Origin of the sequence: Roseovarius autotrophicus, from assembly GCF_018069895.1 — a bacterium.
GTDB lineage: Bacteria > Pseudomonadota > Alphaproteobacteria > Rhodobacterales > Rhodobacteraceae > Roseovarius > Roseovarius autotrophicus.
The window spans coordinates 80,257-100,313 of sequence record NZ_JAGQDH010000002.1 but is presented as its reverse complement, the minus strand read 5'-3'; the positions used below and the strand labels follow the sequence as shown (position 1 = coordinate 100,313).

Below are 20,057 nucleotides of genomic sequence, written 5' to 3'. Positions count from 1 at the left end.
CTAGAAATCGACGGCGATACCCTTTTTCTCCCAATCGCCATAGCGCACCGGCTCCAGCCCCTCGCGGCGGCCGCCCAACTCCCTGGGCAGGTCAAGCGCTGCGGCCTTGCGGCGGCGCTCTTCGGCCTCGGCAAGGGCGCGTTGGGCAGCAGGGGGAAGATCGCGGGGCGTGTCGTCGGTCATGGCGCTTTCCTCGGGGGTTTGGCATTGATATATCGCGCGCCTGTCCGAAGGCCAAGGAAAAGCCCATGACCCATCCAAGCCCCGCCCGCGTCGCCGCCGCGCGCCTGCTCGATCAGGTGCTGGGCGAGGGGCGGCTTTTGTCCGAGAGCATCGGAACGCTAGACCGGCTGCCGCCCCAGGATCGCGCGCGCGCGCAGCGTCTGGCGATCGGGGCGCTGCGCGGTCTTGAGCGCGCCGACCGTCTGCTCGCGCGGCATCTGCGCAAGGCGCCCCCCCTGCCCGTGCGCAACGTGCTGCGGATCGCAGTGGTGGAACTGGCGCAAGGCGGCGAGGCGCATGGGGTGGTCAGCGAAGCTGTCGGGATCGTGGGCGCAAGCCCGCGCCACGCCAAGCTCAAGGGTCTGATCAACGCGGTGCTGCGCAAGTTGGCGGAAGAGGCCCCGCGCGCGTGGAACGATCTGCGCGTGCCACGCCTGCCCGAGTGGCTGCGCGACCCGCTGGTGGCGGCCTGGGGCAAGGGCGCGGTGGCCGCGATGGAGCGCGCGCATCTCGCGGGCGCGCCGCTCGATCTGACGGTGAGGGACGGGGCCGAAGACTGGGCGGCGCGGTTGGGCGGCGAGGTCCTGCCGACCGGATCGGTGCGGCTGAGCGATCCGGGGCAGATCTCGGCCCTGCCGGGCTATGCCGAAGGGGCGTGGTGGGTGCAGGACGCCGCTGCCGCCCTGCCTGTGCGGGTGTTGGCCCCGAAACCGGGCGAGGTGGTGCTTGACATGTGCGCGGCACCGGGCGGCAAGACGCTGCAACTGGCGGCAGGCGGTGCGCGGGTGGTGGCGGTGGACCTTTCCGAGCGGCGCATGGCGCGGGTGGCCGAGAACCTTGCGCGCACGGGGCTTGCGGCGGACTGCGTGGTCGGCGACGCGCTGGCGCAGACCGGAGACTATGACGCGGTGCTGCTCGATGCGCCCTGTTCGGCCACGGGCACGATCAGGCGGCACCCGGATTTGCCCTACGCCAAGGACGGGGCCGAGATCGGCGCACTGATCGACATGCAGGCAATGATGCTCGATCACGCCATATCGCTTCTGCGCCCCGGTGGGCGGGTGGTGTTCTGCACCTGCTCGCTTTTGCCTGATGAGGGGGAATGTCAGGTGGAGGCGGCGCTGGCGCGGCATGAGGGCCTTGTGGTGGACCGCGACGCGCTGGCATTGCCCGGGGTGGACCCCGCGTGGATCACCGAGGAGGGCGGGCTGCGGCTGCGGCCCGATTACTGGCCCGAGAAGGGCGGCATGGACGGATTCTATATGGCGTGCCTGCGGCGCGGATAGACGCGCCCGGCGCAATCTGGCGGTGACTCGGGCGCGCAGGGCCCGTATAGTCCGCCACGAGCGCCGCAAGAAGCGTGCAGAGGCACATGTCGCAACCGCAATCCCTGTCCGCGCGCTGGGCGCGTCTGAGAAACCGGCTGGCCGCGCGGCGCGCGGCGCTGAGCCGTCCGGCGACGGCCTTTGTCTCGCAGCCCGAGCCGCGCAGCATCGGCTATCTGGCGCGGGGCCGGCAACTTTGCGCAGGCAATCTGGTTTTCGGCGGTCATCTGGTCGAGGCCCCCGGCGTGATACTCTGGGATGTTCCCGCGCCCGATGCGGCCTTCGCCGAGGAATTGCAAGGTTTTGGCTGGCTCGACGATCTGGCGGCGGCAGGGGACGCGGCGGCACGCGCCAAGGCGCAGGCCTGGCTCTGGGCGTGGATCGCGCGCTACGGGCGCGGAGACGGACCGGGATGGACACCCGATCTGGCTGGACGACGACTTATCCGCTGGATCAGCCATGCGATTTTCCTGCTGCGGGGGCAGACGCCCGAGGCGTCGGAAGCGTTCTTTCGCTCGCTGGCGCAGCAGGCGCGATTCCTTGCCTGGCGCTGGCGCGCGGCGGCACCGGGGCTCAAGCGGTTCGAGGCGCTGACCGGGCTGGTCTATGCCGGCGTGTCGCTGGAGGGCATGGAGCACCTAACGGACGAGGCGCGCACGGCGCTGGCGCGGGAATGCGCGCACGGCATCGACGCGGGCGGCGGCATCCCCTCGCGCAACCCCGAGGAACTGCTGGAGGTGTTCACCCTGCTGACCTGGGCCGCGCTTGGCCTGAGCGAGGCAGGGCAAAGCCCCGACGAGGCGCATTGGCGCGCAGTGGAGCGGATCGCACCCTGCCTGCGGGCGCTGCGCCATGCCGATGGCGGGCTGGCTCGGTTTCATGGCGGCGGACGCGGCCTGGACGGGCGGCTTGACGGGGCGCTGGCAGCAAGCGGGGTCAAGGCGCGGGCGGGCACAGGGCTGGCCATGGGCTATGCGCGACTGGCGCGCGGCCGAACGAGCGTGATCGTGGACGCCGTCGCGCCGCCCTCGGGCGCGGCCTCAATCGGCGCACATGCCTCGACACTCGCGTTTGAACTCACATCGGGGCGGCGGCCGGTGATCGTGAACTGCGGCTCTGGCACGAGTTTCGGTACCGACTGGCGCCGCGCGGGACGCGCCACGCCATCGCATTCGACGCTGGTGCTGGCAAACGGATCGAGCGCGCGGCTGAGCAGCGACAAGCGCCACCCAGACCGGCTGGCAGAGGCGCCGCGCGACGTGCCCGCGCAGATCGTGCAGGCCCCCGACGGGCTGGGCTTCGAGGGGGCGCATGACGGCTATCTGCGCGGCCATGGCCTGACCCATGCGCGCAGGCTGGATCTGTCGGCGGACGGGCGCGCCCTGGTGGGCGAGGACATGCTTCTGTCGCTGGACGAGGCCGACAAGGGCCGATTCGACCGCGCGCTCGATGCCACGCGGCTGCATGGCGTGCCATTCGACATCCGGTTTCACCTGCACCCCGATGTAGAGGCCTCGCTCGACATGGGGGGCACGGCGGTGTCGCTTTTGCTGCGCAGCGGCGAGATCTGGATCTTCCGCGCCGATGGCGGGTCTGCTTTGGCCTTGCACCCGAGCGTCTATCTTGAAAAAACGCGCCTCAAGCCGCGTGCGACAAGACAGATCGTTCTGTCTGGCCGCGCGACGGGCTATGCGACCCGCATTCGCTGGTCCCTGGCCAAGGCGCAGGAAACCCCGGTCGGCATCCGCGATGTCACCGGGGAGGCGCCCGAACCGGAGACCGAGGACTGATTTTCGACGCCACAGCACAGGACCACATCCCGATGACCGATCTCGCGCCCATCACCCGCGCCCTCATTTCCGTTTCCGACAAGACCGGCCTGATTGATCTGGGCCGCGCGCTGGCCGACCGGGGGGTGGAGCTTCTGTCCACCGGCGGCACGGCCAAGGCGTTGCGCGAGGCGGGGCTGACTGTGCGCGACGTGGCCGATGTCACGGGTTTTCCCGAGATGATGGACGGGCGCGTGAAAACCCTGCACCCGATGGTGCATGGCGGCCTTCTGGCGCTGCGCGACAATCCCGAGCATCAGGCGGCAATGCAGGCGCACGGGATCGGCCCGATCGACCTTCTGGTGGTGAACCTCTACCCGTTCGAGGAAACCGTGGCGCGCGGCGGAGACTATGACGACTGCGTCGAGAATATCGACATCGGCGGCCCGGCGATGATCCGCGCCGCGGCAAAGAACCATGCTCATGTGACCGTGGTGGTGGATGTCGAGGATTACGAAAAAGTGCTTGGGGACATGGATCAGCACGGCGGCGGCACCTGTCCGAACTTCCGCCGCAAGCTGGCACAACGCGCCTATGCCCGCACCGCCGCCTATGATGCGGCGGTCAGCACATGGCTCGCCGGGGCCATTGGCGATGCCGCGCCGCGCCGCCGCGCCTTTGCCGGCACGCTGGCGCAAACCCTGCGCTATGGCGAGAACCCGCATCAGGCGGCGGCCTTCTATGTGGACGGCTCTGACCGGCCCGGCGTGGCGACGGCCCGGCAGGTGCAGGGCAAGGAGCTGAGCTACAACAACATCAACGACACCGATGCGGCGTTTGAGCTGGTCAGCGAATTCGCCCCCGCCGATGGCCCCGCCTGCGCCATCATCAAACACGCCAACCCCTGCGGCGTGGCGCGCGGCGCGACGCTGCTTGCGGCCTATAAACACGCGTTCGACTGTGACCGCACCTCGGCCTTTGGCGGCATCATCGCGCTCAACCAGCCGCTCGATGTCGCGACCGCCGAGGAGATTGCCGAGATTTTCACCGAAGTGGTGATCGCCCCCGGCGCGGATGCCGGCGCAATGAGTATTTTTGCCAAGAAAAAGAACCTGCGCCTTCTGCTGACCGAGGGGCTGGCCGATCCCGCCACGGCGGGGCGGATGTTCAAACAGGTCTCAGGCGGGTTTCTGGTGCAGGACAAGGATAACGGCCATATCAGCGCCGCCGATCTCAAGGTCGTGACCAAACGTGCGCCCGACCCGCGCGAACTGGCCGATCTTCTGTTTGCATGGAAGGTGGCGAAACACGTCAAATCCAACGCCATCGTCTATGTGAAGGACGCCGCCACCGTGGGCGTGGGCGCAGGCCAGATGAGTCGGGTCGATAGCTGCCGCATCGCCGCGCGCAAGGCGGTGGACATGGCCGAAACTCTCGGGCTTGCCGCACCGCTGACCCAAGGCAGCGTCGTGGCGTCGGATGCGTTCTTTCCCTTTGCCGATGGCCTCCTGACCGCGGCCGAGGCAGGCGCCACCGCCGTCATTCAGCCCGGCGGCTCGATGCGCGACGACGAGGTGATCGCGGCGGCGGATGAGGCAGGGCTGGCGATGGTGCTGACCGGCATGCGCCATTTCCGGCACTGAGGCGGGGCGGATGCGGCTGGTCTTCTGGACGGCGTTCTGGGTCTTTCTGCTCGATCAAGCGACGAAATATCTCGTGGTCCATATGCTCGATCTGCGGATGCTGGGGCGCATCGATGTCTTGCCACCCTATCTCAACCTGCGGATGGCGTGGAATTACGGGATCAATTTCGGGCTGATGGCGGGTGACAACCCGTTAACCCGCTGGGGGCTCATCGCCGTGGCGCTGCTGATTTCCGGTGCCGTTCTCTGGTGGATCGCTCATGAGGGCGCGGGGCGGTGGCACCGGATCGCGGCGGGGCTGCTGGTAGGGGGCGCGCTTGGCAATGTCGTGGACCGGCTGATTTACGGGGCTGTCGCGGATTTCCTCAACATGTCGTGCTGCGGGATCGATAACCCCTATGCGTTCAACGTCGCCGATATCGCGGTCTTTGCGGGCGCATTCGGCATTGTTCTGCTGCCTTCGGAGAAAAAGCCCTCGTGACCTCGGCGCGGGGATGCGATACATGGTCGTGAAACGTGCAGGAGAGTGGCGATGTGGATGCCGCGCAAGACCGTTCTGATGCTCATGGCCGCCGCAATCGTGGCGGGCTGCGGCGGGCGTGACCGCGAAGTGTCGCTGGCCAAGATCCGCCATACCGGCAACGGGCCGGACGAGTTCTCGATCATCCCGAGCAAACCGCTGGAAATGCCCTCGGACATGGCCGCGCTGCCCGCGCCAACCCCCGGCGCGCCGAACCGCACCGACCAGAACCCCTTGGCCGACGGCGTTGCCGCGCTTGGCGGCAATATGGCGGTGACGCAGGCCGAGGCACCTTCGGCGGCCGATGCCGGGCTTCTGGCCCATGCCACCCGCTATGGTCGCGACCCAGCGATCCGCCAGACGCTTGCCGCCGAGGATATCGATGTTCGCCGCAGCTATGGGCAGGTCAACATTTTCCGCATCCTGCCCGGCGACGATTACGTTCAGGCCTATGAACGGCAATGGCTTGACGCCCATGCCGAGGAACTTCGCCTGCGCAATCGCGGTGTGCGCACGCCGGCAAGCCCGCCCGCGCCCTGACGCGGCTTGAAACCCGGCCGACCAGACGTATCTTTAACTCAACGTCCCCAGACCGGAGTGCCGCCATGCGCCGACTTCTTGCCGCCTGCCTTGTGAGTCTCGCTCCGCTTGCAGCCATGGCCCAGCAGGTGACGCATTTCACGCTGGAAAACGGCATGGAGGTGGTGGTGATCGAGGACCGGCGCGCCCCGGTGGTGACGCATATGGTCTGGTATCGCGCCGGATCGGCGGATGAGGAACCGGGCGTCTCGGGCGTGGCACATTTTCTGGAACACCTTCTGTTCAAGGGTACCGACACGCTGGCACCGGGCGAGTTTTCGGCCACGGTGGCGCGCAACGGCGGCTCGGACAATGCGTTCACCAGCTACGACTACACCGCCTATTTCCAGCGCATCGCCGCCGATAGACTCGATCTGGTGATGGGGATGGAGGCGGACCGGATGGTGAACCTTCGGCTAGACGAGGCCGACATCCTGACCGAGCGCGATGTCATCATCGAAGAGCGCAATCAGCGGGTCGAGAACAGCCCCTCGGCGCTCTACCGCGAGCAGAAAAGCGCGCTGCAATATCTCAATCACCGCTACGGCGTGCCGATCATCGGCTGGCGGCACGAGATGGAGGCGCTCGGGCTTGACGATGCGCTTGCCTATTACACCCGGTATTACGCGCCCAACAACGCCATTCTCGTGGTCGCGGGCGATGCCGACCCGGGCGAGGTGCGCGCGCTGGCCGAAAAGCATTACGGCGTGATCCCGGCCAATCCCGACCTGCCCCCGCGCGCCCGCCCGCAAGAGCCGCCGCAACTGGCCGAGCGGCGCATGACTTTCCGTGATCCGCGCGTGTCGCAACCCTATGTCAGCCGCTCCTACCTTGCCCCCGAACGCGACAGCGGCGCGCAGGAGCGCGCGGCGGCGCTGACCCTTCTGGCGCAGCTTCTGGGCGGCGGACAGACCGCCGTGCTGACCCAGAAATTGCAATTCGAGAGCCAGATCGCGGTGCAGGTGGGGGCCTGGTATTCAGGGATGTCGCTTGACAGCACCACCTTCGATCTTGTGGTTGTGCCCGCCCCCGGCGTGACGCTGGCCGAGGCCGAGGCGGCGATGGACGATGTCCTGACCGGCTTTCTGGAAACCGGCCCGGATGCCGCGCATCTGGAGAGGATCAAGAGCCAGCTGCGCGCGCAGGAAATCTATGACCGGGACGATGCCTCGTCGCTGGCACGGCGCTATGGCGCGGCGCTGACACAGGGGTTGACCGTGGCGGATGTGCAGGCCTGGCCCGACATCCTGCAGGCGGTCGGTGCCGAGGATATCATGACCGCCGCGCGTGACGTGCTTGACCGACGGCAATCGGTGACGGGCTGGCTGATGGCCCCGGAGGTGACGCAATGATCCGTTTCGTTCTGACGCTCGTCCTGCTGGCCGCAGCCCTGCCCGCGCGCGCGGGTGTCGAGGTGGCCGAGATCACCACGCCGGGAGGCCTCAACGCCTGGCTGGTCGAGGATCATTCGATCCCCTTCGTGGCGCTGGAGTTGCGCTTTCGCGGTGGCACCTCGCTTGATGCGACGGGCGCGCGCGGGGCGACCAACCTGATGGTGGGCCTTCTGGAGGAAGGTGCGGGAGAGCGCGACGCGCGTGCCTTCACGCAGGCGACCGAAGAACTGGCCGCGCGCTTCGGCTATAGCGCAAGCGACGACGCGGTGAGCATCTCGGCACGGTTCCTGACCGAGAGCCGCGAGCCTTCTGTGGACCTTCTGCGCGACAGCCTGATCGCGCCACGCTTTGACGATGACGCCATCGAGCGGGTGCGCGCGCAGGTTCTGGCGGGGCTGCGTGCAGCCGAGACCAACCCGCGCGACATCGCCAGCCGCGAGGCGGCGCGGCTCATTTATGGCACCCACCCCTACGGCTCCAAGCGCGAGGGCACGCCCGAGAGCGTCGCCGCACTCACGCGTGACGATATTCTTGAGGCGCACAAGGGCGCGCTTGCCCGCGACCGGGTCTATATCAGCGCCGTCGGCGACATCACCGCCGACGAGCTTGGCGCGCTGCTCGATCACCTGCTCGGCGACCTGCCCGAGACCGGCGCGCCGCTGCCGCCGCGTGCGGAACTGACCCTGCCCGGCGGTGTCAAGCTGGTGGATTTCGCCACGCCGCAATCCGTCGCGCTGTTTGTGCAACCGGGCATCGACCGGCATCACCCGGATTTCTTCGCGGCCTTCATCCTCAACCATATTCTTGGCGGCGGCGGGTTTGAAAGCCGGCTGATGACCGAGGTGCGCGAGAAGCGCGGGCTGACCTATGGCGTCTATTCCTACATCGCCGACCGCGACGCGGCGGAGGTCTGGACCGGCTCGGTCGCCTCGGCCAATGACCGCGTGGCCGAGGCCATCGCCGTGATCCGCGCCGAATGGACGCGGCTGCGCGACGAGGGCGTGACGGCGGAGGAGTTGGAGAACGCCAAGACCTATCTGACCGGGGCCTATCCGCTGCGATTCGATGGCAACGGCACCATTGCCTCGATCGCCGTGGGGATGCAGATGGACGGGCTGCCCACCGATTACATCGTCAACCGCAACGACATGGTGAACGCGGTCACCCTCGACGAGATCAACCGCGTGGCGCGCGAGTGGCTTGACCCTGAGGCGCTGACCTTCGTGGTTGTGGGGCAACCCGAGGGGCTGGAAAGCACGGTGAACTGAACGGGGGGGGGGCGTCTTCGCCGATCCTCTCGCGCATCGGCGCTTGTTTGGGCGGACAGCGTGCCACGCAGCCGCGCATCTGTCCACACGCCCTCTGGACAGTTCCCGTGCGCGGTGGCAGAATTTGATCAAATCCTACCCCCTCCCGGAGCACCACAATGAAAGACGACAATTTCCTGCGCGAGATGAACGCCCGCCACCTCTGGCAGCCGATGGGCCATCCCGGCGAGGCGCAGCGCAACGCGCCGCGAATCATCAAGACCGCCGAAGGCGTGCGCCTGCACGACATCGACGGCCATTCGGTCGTGGATGCCGTGGGCGGGCTTTGGTGCGTCAATCTCGGTTATTCCAATGACGCGGTGAAACAGGCGATTTCCGATCAGCTTTGGCAATTGCCCTATTACTCGGGCTTTGCGGGCACCACCAACCCGGCCGCCATCGAGGCCTCCTACGCGGTGCGCGAATTCTTTGCCGAGGACGGGATGGAGCGGGTATTCTTCACCTCGGGCGGGTCGGACAGCGTCGATACCGCGCTGCGCCTTGCCCGCCAATACCACCGCCTGCGCGGCGAACCCACGCGCACCAAGTTCCTCAGCCTCAAGAAGGGCTATCACGGCACCCACTGGGGCGGCGCGAGCGTGAACGGCAACAACCGCTTCCGCATCGGCTATGAGCCGCTTCTGCCCGGCTGTTTCCACATCCCCGCGCCCTATGCCTATCGCAACCCCTTTGACGAAAGCGACCCGGCGCGCCTTGCCGAGAAGATCGCCGCCGCCATGGTGGACGAGATCGAGTTTCAGGACCCCTCGACCATCGCGGCCTTCATCATGGAGCCGATCCTCGGCGCAGGCGGCGTGATCGTGCCGGATGCGTCCTTCATGGGCCACATGCGCGCGATCTGCGACCGCTACGGCATCCTGCTCATTTCCGACGAGGTGATCTGCGGCTTCGGGCGCACCGGCGACTGGACCGGGGCGCGGCATTGGGGGGTCAGGCCCGACCTGATGACCATCGCCAAGGGCATCACCTCGGGCTATTTCCCGGTGGGCGGCGTGCTCATCTCGGGCCCGGTGGCCGAGGTGTTCGAGACCTCGGACGCGCGTGGCGCGATCTGGACGGGCTATACCTATTCGGCCCATCCCGTGGGCGCGGCAGCGGTGGTGGCCTGCCTGGCCGAGACGCTGCGGCTTGATACCAAGACCAATGCCGCCGCGCGCGGCACACAGCTTTACGAGGGCGTCAGGCGATTGGCCGAAAAGCACAGCATCATCGGCGATGTGCGCGGCGGGCATGGCCTGATGACCGGGATCGAGATCGTCAGCGACCGCGCGGCCAAGACGCCGATGGACGCGGCCACCATGCAACGCATCCACACCGCCACCTATGACGCGGGCGCGATGGTGCGGCTTGGGGCGCATAACGTGCTGATGTCGCCGCCGCTGGTGATTTCCGAGGCGGAGGTGGACGTGATCCTCGACGCACTCGACGCGGGCTTTTCGGCGGCCTGAAGCAAGCGTGGGGCGGCGGGGCCTGCACCCGCCGCCCCGACGGCTTCCATGTCGGCTTCCCCGTGACGCGTTAACCATTCTTAAACCTCGCGGCGCTACCCGTTAACCCTGACGAATTTCCGCGTGGGGAGAACATGGTCGCACGCGCCTATACCGTGGCTTTCGAAGGGGTCGAGGCGCGCCCGGTCGAGGTGCAATGCGCCGTGCTCGCGGGCGTGCCGGGCTTTGCCCTCGTGGGCCTGCCCGACAAGGCCGTGTCGGAGGCGCGCGAGCGGGTGCGCGCGGCGCTCTCGGCGCTGGCCATCTCGCTGCCCTCCAAGCGCATCGCGGTGAACCTCTCGCCCGCCGACCTGCCCAAGGAAGGCAGCCATTTCGACCTGCCCATCGCGCTCGCCCTGCTCGCCGCGCTCGACATCCTGCCCCATGACGCGGTCGAGGGCACCACGGCGCTTGGCGAGTTGTCGCTCGACGGCACGCTCGTGCCCGTCATCGGTGCGTTGCCCGCCGCCATGTCGGCAGCCGAGGAGAACCGCATCCTGCTCTGCCCGCGCGCCTCGGGCGCAGAGGCCGCCTGGGTGGGCGCAGCGCAGGTGATCGGGGCGGGCTCGCTCGCCGATGTGGTGCGCCACTTCACCGGCGAATGCCCCATCGCGCCCTCGCTACCGGGCGAGGTGAGCGGGCCACCGCCGGGGCGTGACCTGCGCGACGTCAAAGGACAGGAGCGCGCCAAGCGCGCGCTCGAAATCGCCGCCGCGGGGCGGCACCACATGATGATGGTGGGCCCGCCCGGCTCTGGCAAATCCATGCTCGCCGCGCGCCTGCCGGGGATACTGCCGCCGCTCAACCCCGCCGAGGCGCTGGAAACCTCGATGATCCACTCGGTCGCGGGCCTCATCTCGGACGGCGGGATCAGCCGCACGCGCCCTTACCGAGAACCGCATCACACCGCCTCGATGGCCGCGATCACCGGCGGCGGGCGCAGTGCCAAGCCCGGCGAGATCAGCCTAGCCCATAACGGCGTGCTTTTCATGGACGAGTTTCCCGAATTTCCCCGCCCCGTGCTCGAGACCCTGCGCCAGCCGATCGAGACCGGCGAGGTGATGATCGCACGCGCCAATGCCCACGTGAAATATCCCTGCCGGTTCCTTCTGGTCGCTGCCGCGAACCCCTGCAAATGCGGGCACCTGAGCGATCCCGCGCGCGCCTGTTCGCGCGCGCCAAATTGCGGCGAGGATTATATGGGGCGCATTTCCGGCCCGCTGATGGACCGGTTCGACCTGCGTCTCGACGTGCCGCCAGTGGCCTTTACCGATCTCGACCTGCCCGCAAGCGGCGAAGGATCGGCCCAGGTGGCCGAGCGGGTCGCGGGCGCGCGGGCGCTGCAACAGGCGCGTTTCGCGCATCGGCCCGACATGCGCCTCAATGCCGATGCCGAAGGCGAGACCCTCGAAGAGATCGCCACGCCAGATACGGAGGGCCGCGCGCTGCTCAACCGCGTGGCAGACAGGTTCGGGTTGACCGCGCGCGGCTATCACCGGGTCTTGCGGGTGGCGCGCACGATCGCCGATCTCGATGGCTCGGATGCCGTCCGCCTGCCCCATATCGCCGAGGCCGTGAGCTTTCGCATCACGACGATCAAAGAGACCTGAACCAATCCGCCAGAACGCGCAAGGTGGCCCGCGCCTCGGGCAGGATATTGTGGAAGATCGGCCAGACATACGGATGATTCGGCCTGACATGCAGCACGCTCGCCACACCCTGCGAGCGGTTGTTCGACTGTTGTAGAAACGGCCCGCCATGTCCTTGGCCAGCATCGCTAAGTAATCCGCGACGATCAGGTCGTTTTCTTCATCTGTCCAGGGCACATTCGACATGCCGCCAGGCTATGAGCGGAAAGTCTGTTTGTCATCAGAGACTTCTTGCGGTCATTCGCGCCACCCCGCACAACCACGCCGCCTTCAGGTGTCTCTGACCGTTTCGATAGCGGTCGAACCTCCCTCAACTGCGGCGCAACACATTTTCCGCAAGCATCTAAACGACGGACAGTTTTGAATCCGTCTCGATTTAGATGAAGGGCGGATGGAAAGAGACGCAAGGCGTTCAGAGACTGATTTCGGCCGAAACGCCAGTCTCCGAAAGTCGGATGGCATCGCTAAACCCCTTTGAAACAAAAAGAAAAAAGGCCATCACAGGAGCCTCGTCTCAGGTTCACGAATGGTTTGTGGCGGAGACGATGGGATTCGAACCCACGAGACCCTTCCGGGCCTACTCCCTTAGCAGGGGAGCGCCTTCGACCACTCGGCCACGTCTCCGCCGATGCGTATAGCGGGGGCAATGGCGGGAGCACAAGGCACAATTTGCCTTGCCACCACGAATCCGCATCTCAGAGCGTGATCACCGTCGAGCCGGTGGTTGCACGCGCTTCAAGGGCGCGATGCGCCTCGGCGATCTGCTCCAGCGGGTAGCGGCGGCCGATATTGGGGCGCACCACGCCGCTCTCTACCTTGTCGAACAGGTGCCGCGCCATGGCCTGGCAGCGGGCATGATCGGCGAGGAAGGTAAACAGCGTCGTGCGGGTGAGCTTGAGCGAGCCTTTGGCCGCGAGCGTCAGCAGGCTCACCGGCGGCACGGGGCCCGAAGCATTGCCGAAGGAGATCATCATGCCCAGCGGCTTCAGGCAATCGAGCGAGCGCTCGAACGTGTCCTGGCCCACCCCGTCCATCACCACATCGACGCCCGCGCCGCCGGTGAGCGCCTTGACCTCTTCGACGAAATCGCCGGAGCGGTAGTTGAGGCAGATGTCGGCACCATTCTCGACCGCCAGCGCGCATTTCTCGTCAGTCCCGGCGGTGCCGATGAGGCGGATGCCCTCGGAGCGCGCCCATTGGCAGGCCAGAAGACCGACGCCCCCGGCGGCGGCGTGGAAAAGCACGGTCTGCCCCTTTTCCAGCGGCCAGACCCGGTGAAAGAGATATTCCACCGTCATACCCTGCAACATGATCGAGGCGGCATCTTCGAAGGAAATCCCCTCGGGCAGTGGGCAGACCTGGGCTGCGGGCATGACGCGCGCCTCAGCATAGGCACCGGGCGGGATGGCGGCATAGGCGGCGCGGTCACCGGGGCGCAGATGGGTCACGCCGTCGCCCACGGCCTCGATCACGCCCGCCGCCTCCATCCCGAGGGCATGGGGCAGCGTCAGCGGATAGAGGCCGGTGCGCTGATAGACGTCGATGAAGTTGAGCCCGCAGGCCGCGTGGCGAATGCGGACTTCGCCGGGTCCCGGCGCGCCCACCTCACGCTCGACCACCTGCAAGACCTCCGGTCCGCCCGTTTTCTCGATAACCACCGTGCGTGCCATGGCGCGCTCCTTCCTGTCTGTTCGGGGCGCAGTCAACACCAGCCGTCGGACCCTGGCAAGCCTCAGCGCACCAGCACCACCGGCACCTTGCACGAGCGCATCATCTCGGTCGTGGTCGAGCCGATGATCAGGCTGCGAATGCGGCTGTGACCATAGGCGCCCATCACCACCATGTCGAAACCGGCCTCGTCCACCAGCTTGCCGAGCGCGGTTTCGGGCTGACCGGAGACAACCTCTGTTGTGGCCGCGATCCCTGCCGCCTCGAGGCGCGCGCGCGCCTCGTCAAGACCCTTGCGCGTCTCGGGCGTGGCGGTGCCGACGGTGGCCACCTGCACCGCGAGACCGCTGAACAGCGGATTGCCGGCGACGAAATCCACGGCCTTCATGGCCGAGGTGCCGCCGTCATAGGCCACCAGCACTTTTTCGATCGGGCGAAAGGCGCGGGCGGCGACAAAGACGGGCCGGGTGCTTGCGCGCACGATACGCTCCAGATTGGAGCCGAGATGCCCCTTGGCGAAATCCGCCGCCTCGCCGCGCTTGCCGATGAGGATCATGCTGGCATCTTGCTCGACCTCGGTCACGCTCTCGACCAGATCGCCATGGCGCAGCCGCGTGGTGATCTCGTTGATGCCAGCGCGGTCGAGGATGGCGCGGGCGTCTTCGAGGATCGCGCGCCCGCGATGCGCGACCAGACGCGCGCGCTGTGCGTCAAGCTCGGCCAGCTCTTCCAGCAAGGCCGAGCGCGCACCAAGCCTGATCGCGCCCGACAGGTCCTGTTTCTCCGTCCCCTCGCGACGCCCCAGAACGTGCAGCAGTTCCACCGCCGCGCCGGTGCGCTGCGCGATCCAGGCGGCGTGCTCGCAGACCGATGCCGAATAGAGCGAGCCGTCCACAAGTGCGATGATCTTGTCTGTCATGGTCCTCATCTCCTCAATGCGCCATCAGCTTGTTCATTGCGCCGGGCTTGTCGTGAATGGCAAGCTTGTCGACGATGGTTTCTGTCGCCTCGTTCATCCCGATGATCTCGACCTCGGCCCCGTCGCGGCGGAACTTGAGGATCACCATGTCCAGCGCCTGCACCGACGAGATGTCCCAGATATGCGCGCGGCTGACGTCGATGATGACCTTTTCCAACGCTTCCTTGAAGTTGAACGCGTTCATGAAATCCTCGACCGAGCCATAGAACAACTGCCCCTCGACCACATAGGTGCGGTGGCTGCCGCTTTTGGTGATGTCGGTCGTGACCTTGAAAAGCTGCGCAATCTTGCCGGCAAAGAAGATCCCCGACAGAAGCACGCCCACCAACACCCCGATGGCGAGGTTGTGGGTATAGACCACCGTCACCACCGTGGCGATCATCACAACCGAGGACGAGCGCGGATGCTCGCGCAGATTGCGGATCGACGACCACGAAAAGGTGCCGACCGCGACCATGATCATGATCGCCACCAGCGCCGCCATCGGGATCATGCTCACGACATCGCCCAGCCCCACAACCATCGCCAGCAGAAACACGCCCGCCGAGAAAGACGACAGCCGCCCGCGCCCGCCGGATTTCACGTTGATGATCGACTGACCGATCATCGCACAACCCGCCATGCCACCGATGAACCCGGTCGCGGTATTGGCGATGCCCTGCCCAACCATTTCCTGAGAGCGGTTGGATTTGGTGTCGGTCAGATCATCGACGATGGTCTGGGTCATCAGGCTTTCGAGCAGGCCCACGATGGCCACGGCCATGGAATAAGGCAGGATGATCGTCAGCGTCTCGAAGGTGAGCGGGATTTGCGGGATCAGAAACACCGGCAGCGTGTCGGGCAGCGCGCCCATGTCACCCACGGTGCGCACATCAAGGCCAAGGAAAAAGGCCACCACCGTCAGCACCACGATCGTCACCAGCGGCGAGGGCACCGCCTTGGTCAAGAGCGGGAAAAGATAGATGATCGCAAGCCCCCCCGCCACCAGCGCATAGGTCATCCAGGTGACCGTGCGCGGATCAAGTTCCGGCAATTGCGCCAGAAAGATGAGGATTGCCAGAGCGTTGACAAAGCCGGTCATCACCGATTTCGACACATAGCGCATGACAAATCCCAGCCGCAGCACCCCCGCCGCGATCTGGATCAGCCCCGCCAGCACCGTCGCGGCCAGCAGATATTCCAGACCATGATCGCGCACCAGCGTGATGAACAACACCGCCGTCGCCGCCGTCGAGGCCGAGATCATGCCCGCCCGGCCGCCGGTGATGGCGATCAGCACCGAGATCGAGAAGCTTGCATATAGCCCCACCTTGGGGTCAACGCCCGCGATGATCGAAAAGGCGATAGCTTCGGGGATGAGCGCCAGCGCCACCACCAGGCCGGCGAGGATATCGCCCCTGACATTGCCGAACCATTGCGCCCGATAGGCGTCGAGAGAAATCATGCGTGAATCCGTTTCCTGTCCGGCCTGCGGTGCAGTCCGGTTGTCCTTGTTGTTCGCGTGTGGTGCGGGGAACCGGCGACCGAAGGCCCTTGACAAAGCCTGACCGCTCCGCCGCCTCTCCCCCCTAACCGTCTGTCGCGCACCTGCCAACCGGAAATTGCGGCATTGCAGCATTGCGTCACGTGCAGGGCTTGGCCGCCGTACAGGCCCGTGTCTGCCCATGCAGCCATGATGCGCGCGGCGCTTGTTGCCTGCCCGTGGGCGCGATAGAGAGAGACCGGGACAACAGGGGCAGGTTCATGCGCATTCTGATCACCAATGACGACGGCATCAACGCACCGGGGCTTGCGGTGCTGACGGAAATCGCCGCCGCGCTTGCGGGCGATGCCGGTGAGGTCTGGACCGTGGCCCCCGCCTTCGAGCAATCTGGCGTCGGCCATTGCATCTCCTATACCCGCCCCATGATGATCAGCGAAATGGCCCCGCGCCGCTATGCCGCCGAGGGCAGCCCGGCCGATTGCGTGCTGGCGGGGCTCTATGACGTGATGAAGGATGCCCGCCCCGACCTGGTGCTCTCGGGCGTCAACCGGGGCAACAACTCGGCAGAGAACGCGGTCTATTCCGGCACCGTGGGCGCGGCGATGGAGGCGGCACTGCATGGTGTGCCTGCGGTCGCGCTCAGCCAGTATTACGGCCCCGCGCAGCGCGACGCCACCGACCCGTTCGAGGCCGCGCGCGTGCATGGCCTGCCCGTGCTGCGCCGCCTTCTGGACAAGGGCGTGTGGACGCGCGACGATTACGGCATCTTCTACAACATCAACTTTCCGCCCGTCCCGGCGGAGAGCGTCAAGGGCGTGCGCGCCGCGCGGCAGGGCTTTCGCCGCGACATGGGCTTTGGTGTCGAGCCGGCCCACTCGCCATCGGGGCGGCGCTTTCTCTGGGTCACGGGCGCACCGCAACAACAGCCCACAAGCCCCGGCTCGGACGCCGATGTGAACCTCCAAGGCTATATCTCGGTCACGCCGATGCGCGCGGACCTGACAGCGCATGACGCGCTGGAGGCGCTGAAAGCCATCGAATGAGCGACGAGGCCGATCATATCGCCGAACGCAAGATGCAGTTCCTCTTTTCCCTGCGCTCTCGCGGCGTGACGGATGCGCGCGTGCTCACCGCGATGGAGCGAATCGACCGCGGCCCTTTCGTGCGCGGCTATTTCACCGATCATGCCTATGAGGACATGCCGCTGCCCATTGCCTGCGGCCAGACAATCAGCCAGCCCTCGGTGGTGGGGCTGATGACACAGGCGCTCAGGGTGACGGGCCGCGACAAGGTGCTTGAGGTGGGGACCGGGTCGGGTTATCAGGCCGCGATCCTGAGCCAGCTTGCGCGCCGCGTCTACACCGTGGACCGCCACCGACGCCTCGTGCGCGAGGCCAGCGAGATATTCGCCGCGCTTGGTCTCACCAATATCATCGCGCTCACCGCCGATGGCAGCTTTGGCCTACCCGAACAGGCCCCCTTCGACCGGATCATCGTGACGGCGGCAGCCGAGGACCCGCCCGGCCCGCTCTTGGCCCAGCTCAAGATCGGCGGTATCATGGTCGTGCCCGTCGGCCAGTCCGACGCGGTGCAGCACCTCATCCGCGTGACCCGGCACGAGACCGGATACGACTATGACGAGCTGCGCCCGGTGCGGTTCGTGCCGCTGGTCGAAGGGTTGGGGCGCGACGGCTGACCACCCGCAAGAGCCGGGCACAGAAACAGGCAAGGGACAGGAGTATGGGCATGCGACATTTACCGCGACATCTGGCACTCGGCATGGGGCTTGCGGCAGGGCTTGCTGCCTGTAGCCAGCCGCTCGATATCGACATGCGCGGCGCCTTCGGCGACGCACCCAGCACCGCAGCGGCAGCGCGTACCGCCTCGTCCTCTGCGCGCCCGCAACCCGACGCGCGCGGCATCATCTCCTATCCCAGCTATCAGGTGGCGGTGGCGCGGCGCGGCGACACGCTGGCGCGCCTTGCCACGCGGATCGGCACCGATGCCGAGGAACTTGCGCGCTTCAACGGCATCCAGACCGGCGACATCCTGCGCGAGGGCGAAATCGTGGCACTTCCCCACCGCGTGGCCGAGCCCGCAGGCGGGCCGATCCAGCCGCCCTCGGGCGTCGATATCGCTTCGGTCGCGGGCGGTGCCATCGCGCGCGCCGACGCGCAGCGCGTGCAGACCACCGATCTTGACCCCCCGCGCACCACCGCTGCGGCCCCGCAGGCCGGTGCGGAACCCGTGCGCCACAGGGTCGAGCGCGGCGAAAGCGCCTTTTCCATCGCACGGCTTTACAATGTCTCGGTCCGGAACCTGGCCGACTGGAACGGTCTCGGCCCGGATTTCGCCGTGCGTGAGGGGCAGTATCTGTTGATCCCGGTGGCCATGCCTGGCGAGACGGCCGCGCCTTTCGACGCGCGCGAAACTGCCACCGTCACGCCCCCCGGCTCGGGCTCTCCCACGCCGACACCGCCCAGCGCCGCGCGCCCCCTGCCCGCCGAAGAAACCAAACCCGCCGCCGCCCCCGCCACCCCGGTCGCCGCCCCCGATCTGGGCCAGACCGAAACCAGACCGGGCAGCGCGCGCATGATCCAGCCCGTCGAAGGATCGATCATCCGGGACTATGCCAAGGGCCGCAATGACGGCATCGACATCGCCGCCGCGCCAGGCGCGCCCGTAAAGGCCGCCGATGCGGGCACGGTCGCGGCCATCACCGAGGATACCAACGGCATTCCCATCGTGGTCATCCGCCATCAGGGCAGCCTGCTGACCGTCTATTCCAACGTGGGCGCGCTCAACGTCAAGAAGGGCGACACGGTCGCGCGCGGCCAGAAGATCGCCGAGATCCGCCGCGACGGTGCGGCGGCGCTGCATTTCGAGGTGCGCGACGGGTTCGAGAGCGTCGATCCCAATCGCTATCTCGCTCCGTAGCGCGCGCGGCAGGCCGAGCGACGGGCCGGGGCGCGGGGATGCGGCCGCTGCGGGATCAGAACGCCTCGGGCCGCGCCTCGCGCGCCATGTGGTCGAGCACGGCATTGACGAATTTCGCCTCGCGGCCCTCGGGATAGAAGGCCTTGGCCACATCGACGAATTCCATGATCACCACCTTGGGCGGGGTGGCGGTCTGCGTCATCTCGGCACCGGCGGCGCGAAACAGCGCGCGCAACACCGGATCGATCCGCGCGATCGGCCATTTCGCCACCAGCGCCCGGTCAGTCATCTGGTCGATCTTCGCCTGCCAGTTCACCGCCTCGTCGAGCAACCGCCCGAACAGCTTTGCATCCCCCTCGGCCATCTCGACGCCCTCCTCGACCTCCTCGCCGAAGCGGAAATCGAGAAACTCGCGCCGCACCGCCTCGACGGTCTGGCCCGATTGCTCCATCTGGTAAAGCGCCTGGACGGCATAAAGCCGGGCAGCGGATTTCAGGCTGTGCCGGTTCTGGGGGTCGCGCGCGTCGCTCATACGGTGGGGGTATCCTTTTCTGTGCCCGCGATGCGATATTCCTCGGAAGCGGGCTGAAACCCCACCCCCTTGCGCGGGCCGCCCCATTTACGGGCGAGCGCGATCAGATGCAAGGCCGCCGCCGCCGCCCCTGCCCCCTTGTTCATGGCGCCTGGATCTGCGCGCACCTCGGCCTGCGCACGGTTTTCCACCGTCAGGATGCCATTGCCGATGCACACCCCCTCCAGCCCCAAAAGCGTGATCCCGCGCGAACTGTCATTGCACACCGTCTCGTAATGCGTCGTCTCGCCCCGGATCACGCAACCAAGCGCCACATATCCGTCGAAATTCGCCATTCGCTCTGCAATCCCGATAGCGGTGGGAATCTCCAACGCGCCTGGCACCTCGACGATCTCGTGAGTGGCCCCCGTCGCCTCGATCTCGGCCACAGCCCCCGCGATGAGGTTGTCGGCAATGTCGCGGTAGAACGGCGCCACCACGATCAGGAGCTTCACCGGCTTGTCGAGTTCCGCACGTGGCAAGGTATATTCGTGTTCGGCCAT

The 20,057-nt window shown here is 66.9% G+C and carries 18 protein-coding genes, 1 tRNA gene and 1 pseudogene; 12 read left to right on the top strand and 8 right to left on the bottom strand.

Annotation, left to right across the window (positions count from 1 at the left end; genetic code table 11):
• A complete protein-coding gene (locus KAK09_RS03525) occupies positions 1-183 on the bottom strand; it encodes a DUF1674 domain-containing protein (RefSeq protein ID WP_210877475.1) in 183 nt (60 codons plus the stop codon).
• 65 nt (positions 184-248) lie between these two features.
• Here KAK09_RS03525 and KAK09_RS03520 point away from each other — a divergent pair, with 65 nt between their 5' ends.
• The 9 genes from KAK09_RS03520 (at position 249) to KAK09_RS03480 (ending at position 11,877) form a co-directional block, all read left to right on the top strand.
• Positions 249-1,508 (top strand): RsmB/NOP family class I SAM-dependent RNA methyltransferase, encoded by a 1,260-nt coding sequence (locus KAK09_RS03520; protein ID WP_210877474.1) that lies wholly within the window; start codon positions 249-251, stop codon positions 1,506-1,508.
• Positions 1,509-1,594: 86 nt separating this feature from the next.
• On the top strand, positions 1,595-3,337 hold the full coding sequence (locus tag KAK09_RS03515; protein ID WP_210877473.1) for a heparinase II/III family protein: 1,743 nt from the start codon (positions 1,595-1,597) through the stop codon (positions 3,335-3,337).
• 32 nt (positions 3,338-3,369) lie between these two features.
• Complete coding sequence (purH, locus tag KAK09_RS03510; RefSeq protein WP_210877472.1) at positions 3,370-4,959, top strand: bifunctional phosphoribosylaminoimidazolecarboxamide formyltransferase/IMP cyclohydrolase; 1,590 nt, start codon at positions 3,370-3,372, stop codon at positions 4,957-4,959.
• A 10-nt stretch (positions 4,960-4,969) separates the two neighbouring features.
• Positions 4,970-5,440 (top strand): signal peptidase II, encoded by a 471-nt coding sequence (gene lspA / locus KAK09_RS03505; RefSeq protein ID WP_210877471.1) that lies wholly within the window; start codon positions 4,970-4,972, stop codon positions 5,438-5,440.
• A gap of 51 nt (positions 5,441-5,491) precedes the next feature.
• Entirely contained in the window at positions 5,492-6,019 is a 528-nt protein-coding gene (locus KAK09_RS03500) for a DUF3035 domain-containing protein (protein WP_210877470.1), read from the top strand.
• 65 nt (positions 6,020-6,084) lie between these two features.
• On the top strand, positions 6,085-7,410 hold the full coding sequence (locus KAK09_RS03495) for a M16 family metallopeptidase (protein ID WP_210877469.1): 1,326 nt from the start codon (positions 6,085-6,087) through the stop codon (positions 7,408-7,410).
• Positions 7,407-8,720, top strand: a complete 1,314-nt coding sequence (locus KAK09_RS03490) for a M16 family metallopeptidase (RefSeq protein ID WP_210877468.1) — start codon at positions 7,407-7,409, stop codon at positions 8,718-8,720. The genes KAK09_RS03495 and KAK09_RS03490 overlap by 4 nt, the downstream gene beginning before the upstream one ends.
• A gap of 158 nt (positions 8,721-8,878) precedes the next feature.
• Positions 8,879-10,228 carry an aminotransferase class III-fold pyridoxal phosphate-dependent enzyme gene (locus KAK09_RS03485; protein WP_210877467.1) on the top strand — a complete coding sequence of 450 codons (1,350 nt, stop codon included), beginning with the start codon at positions 8,879-8,881 and terminating at the stop codon, positions 10,226-10,228.
• A gap of 134 nt (positions 10,229-10,362) precedes the next feature.
• A complete protein-coding gene (locus tag KAK09_RS03480) occupies positions 10,363-11,877 on the top strand; it encodes a YifB family Mg chelatase-like AAA ATPase (protein ID WP_210877466.1) in 1,515 nt (504 codons plus the stop codon).
• 129 nt (positions 11,878-12,006) lie between these two features.
• Here KAK09_RS03480 and KAK09_RS19195 read toward each other — a convergent pair.
• The 5 genes and pseudogenes from KAK09_RS19195 to KAK09_RS03460 all read right to left on the bottom strand — a co-directional run.
• Positions 12,007-12,102: pseudogene (locus KAK09_RS19195) on the bottom strand (protein NO VEIN domain-containing protein); the annotation flags it as partial.
• 348 nt (positions 12,103-12,450) lie between these two features.
• A tRNA-Ser gene (locus KAK09_RS03475) sits at positions 12,451-12,540 on the bottom strand.
• Between the two features lie 71 nt (positions 12,541-12,611).
• Positions 12,612-13,586 carry a quinone oxidoreductase family protein gene (locus KAK09_RS03470; protein ID WP_210877465.1) on the bottom strand — a complete coding sequence of 325 codons (975 nt, stop codon included), beginning with the start codon at positions 13,584-13,586 and terminating at the stop codon, positions 12,612-12,614.
• A 62-nt stretch (positions 13,587-13,648) separates the two neighbouring features.
• On the bottom strand, positions 13,649-14,503 hold the full coding sequence (locus KAK09_RS03465) for a universal stress protein (protein ID WP_210877464.1): 855 nt from the start codon (positions 14,501-14,503) through the stop codon (positions 13,649-13,651).
• Positions 14,504-14,516: 13 nt separating this feature from the next.
• Positions 14,517-16,007, bottom strand: a complete 1,491-nt coding sequence (locus KAK09_RS03460) for a SulP family inorganic anion transporter (RefSeq protein WP_210877463.1) — start codon at positions 16,005-16,007, stop codon at positions 14,517-14,519.
• 299 nt (positions 16,008-16,306) lie between these two features.
• Between KAK09_RS03460 and surE the strand changes: the two genes are divergently transcribed.
• The 3 genes from surE to KAK09_RS03445 are packed head-to-tail and all read left to right on the top strand — an operon-like array spanning position 16,307 to position 18,983.
• The gene (surE, locus tag KAK09_RS03455; protein WP_210877462.1) at positions 16,307-17,089 is read left to right on the top strand and encodes a 5'/3'-nucleotidase SurE; all 783 of its coding nucleotides are present in this window, start codon (positions 16,307-16,309) and stop codon (positions 17,087-17,089) included.
• A complete protein-coding gene (locus KAK09_RS03450) occupies positions 17,086-17,742 on the top strand; it encodes a protein-L-isoaspartate(D-aspartate) O-methyltransferase (RefSeq protein ID WP_210877461.1) in 657 nt (218 codons plus the stop codon). Before surE ends, KAK09_RS03450 begins: the two co-directional genes overlap by 4 nt.
• A gap of 44 nt (positions 17,743-17,786) precedes the next feature.
• Positions 17,787-18,983 carry a peptidoglycan DD-metalloendopeptidase family protein gene (locus KAK09_RS03445; protein ID WP_210877460.1) on the top strand — a complete coding sequence of 399 codons (1,197 nt, stop codon included), beginning with the start codon at positions 17,787-17,789 and terminating at the stop codon, positions 18,981-18,983.
• Positions 18,984-19,038: 55 nt separating this feature from the next.
• On the opposite strand, the gene nusB is transcribed toward KAK09_RS03445, so the two are convergent.
• Together nusB and KAK09_RS03435 are read right to left on the bottom strand one after the other, a co-directional pair.
• Positions 19,039-19,515 (bottom strand): transcription antitermination factor NusB, encoded by a 477-nt coding sequence (gene nusB / locus KAK09_RS03440; protein WP_210877459.1) that lies wholly within the window; start codon positions 19,513-19,515, stop codon positions 19,039-19,041.
• Positions 19,512-20,057 carry a 6,7-dimethyl-8-ribityllumazine synthase gene (locus KAK09_RS03435; RefSeq protein ID WP_210877458.1) on the bottom strand — a complete coding sequence of 182 codons (546 nt, stop codon included), beginning with the start codon at positions 20,055-20,057 and terminating at the stop codon, positions 19,512-19,514. The genes nusB and KAK09_RS03435 overlap by 4 nt, the downstream gene beginning before the upstream one ends.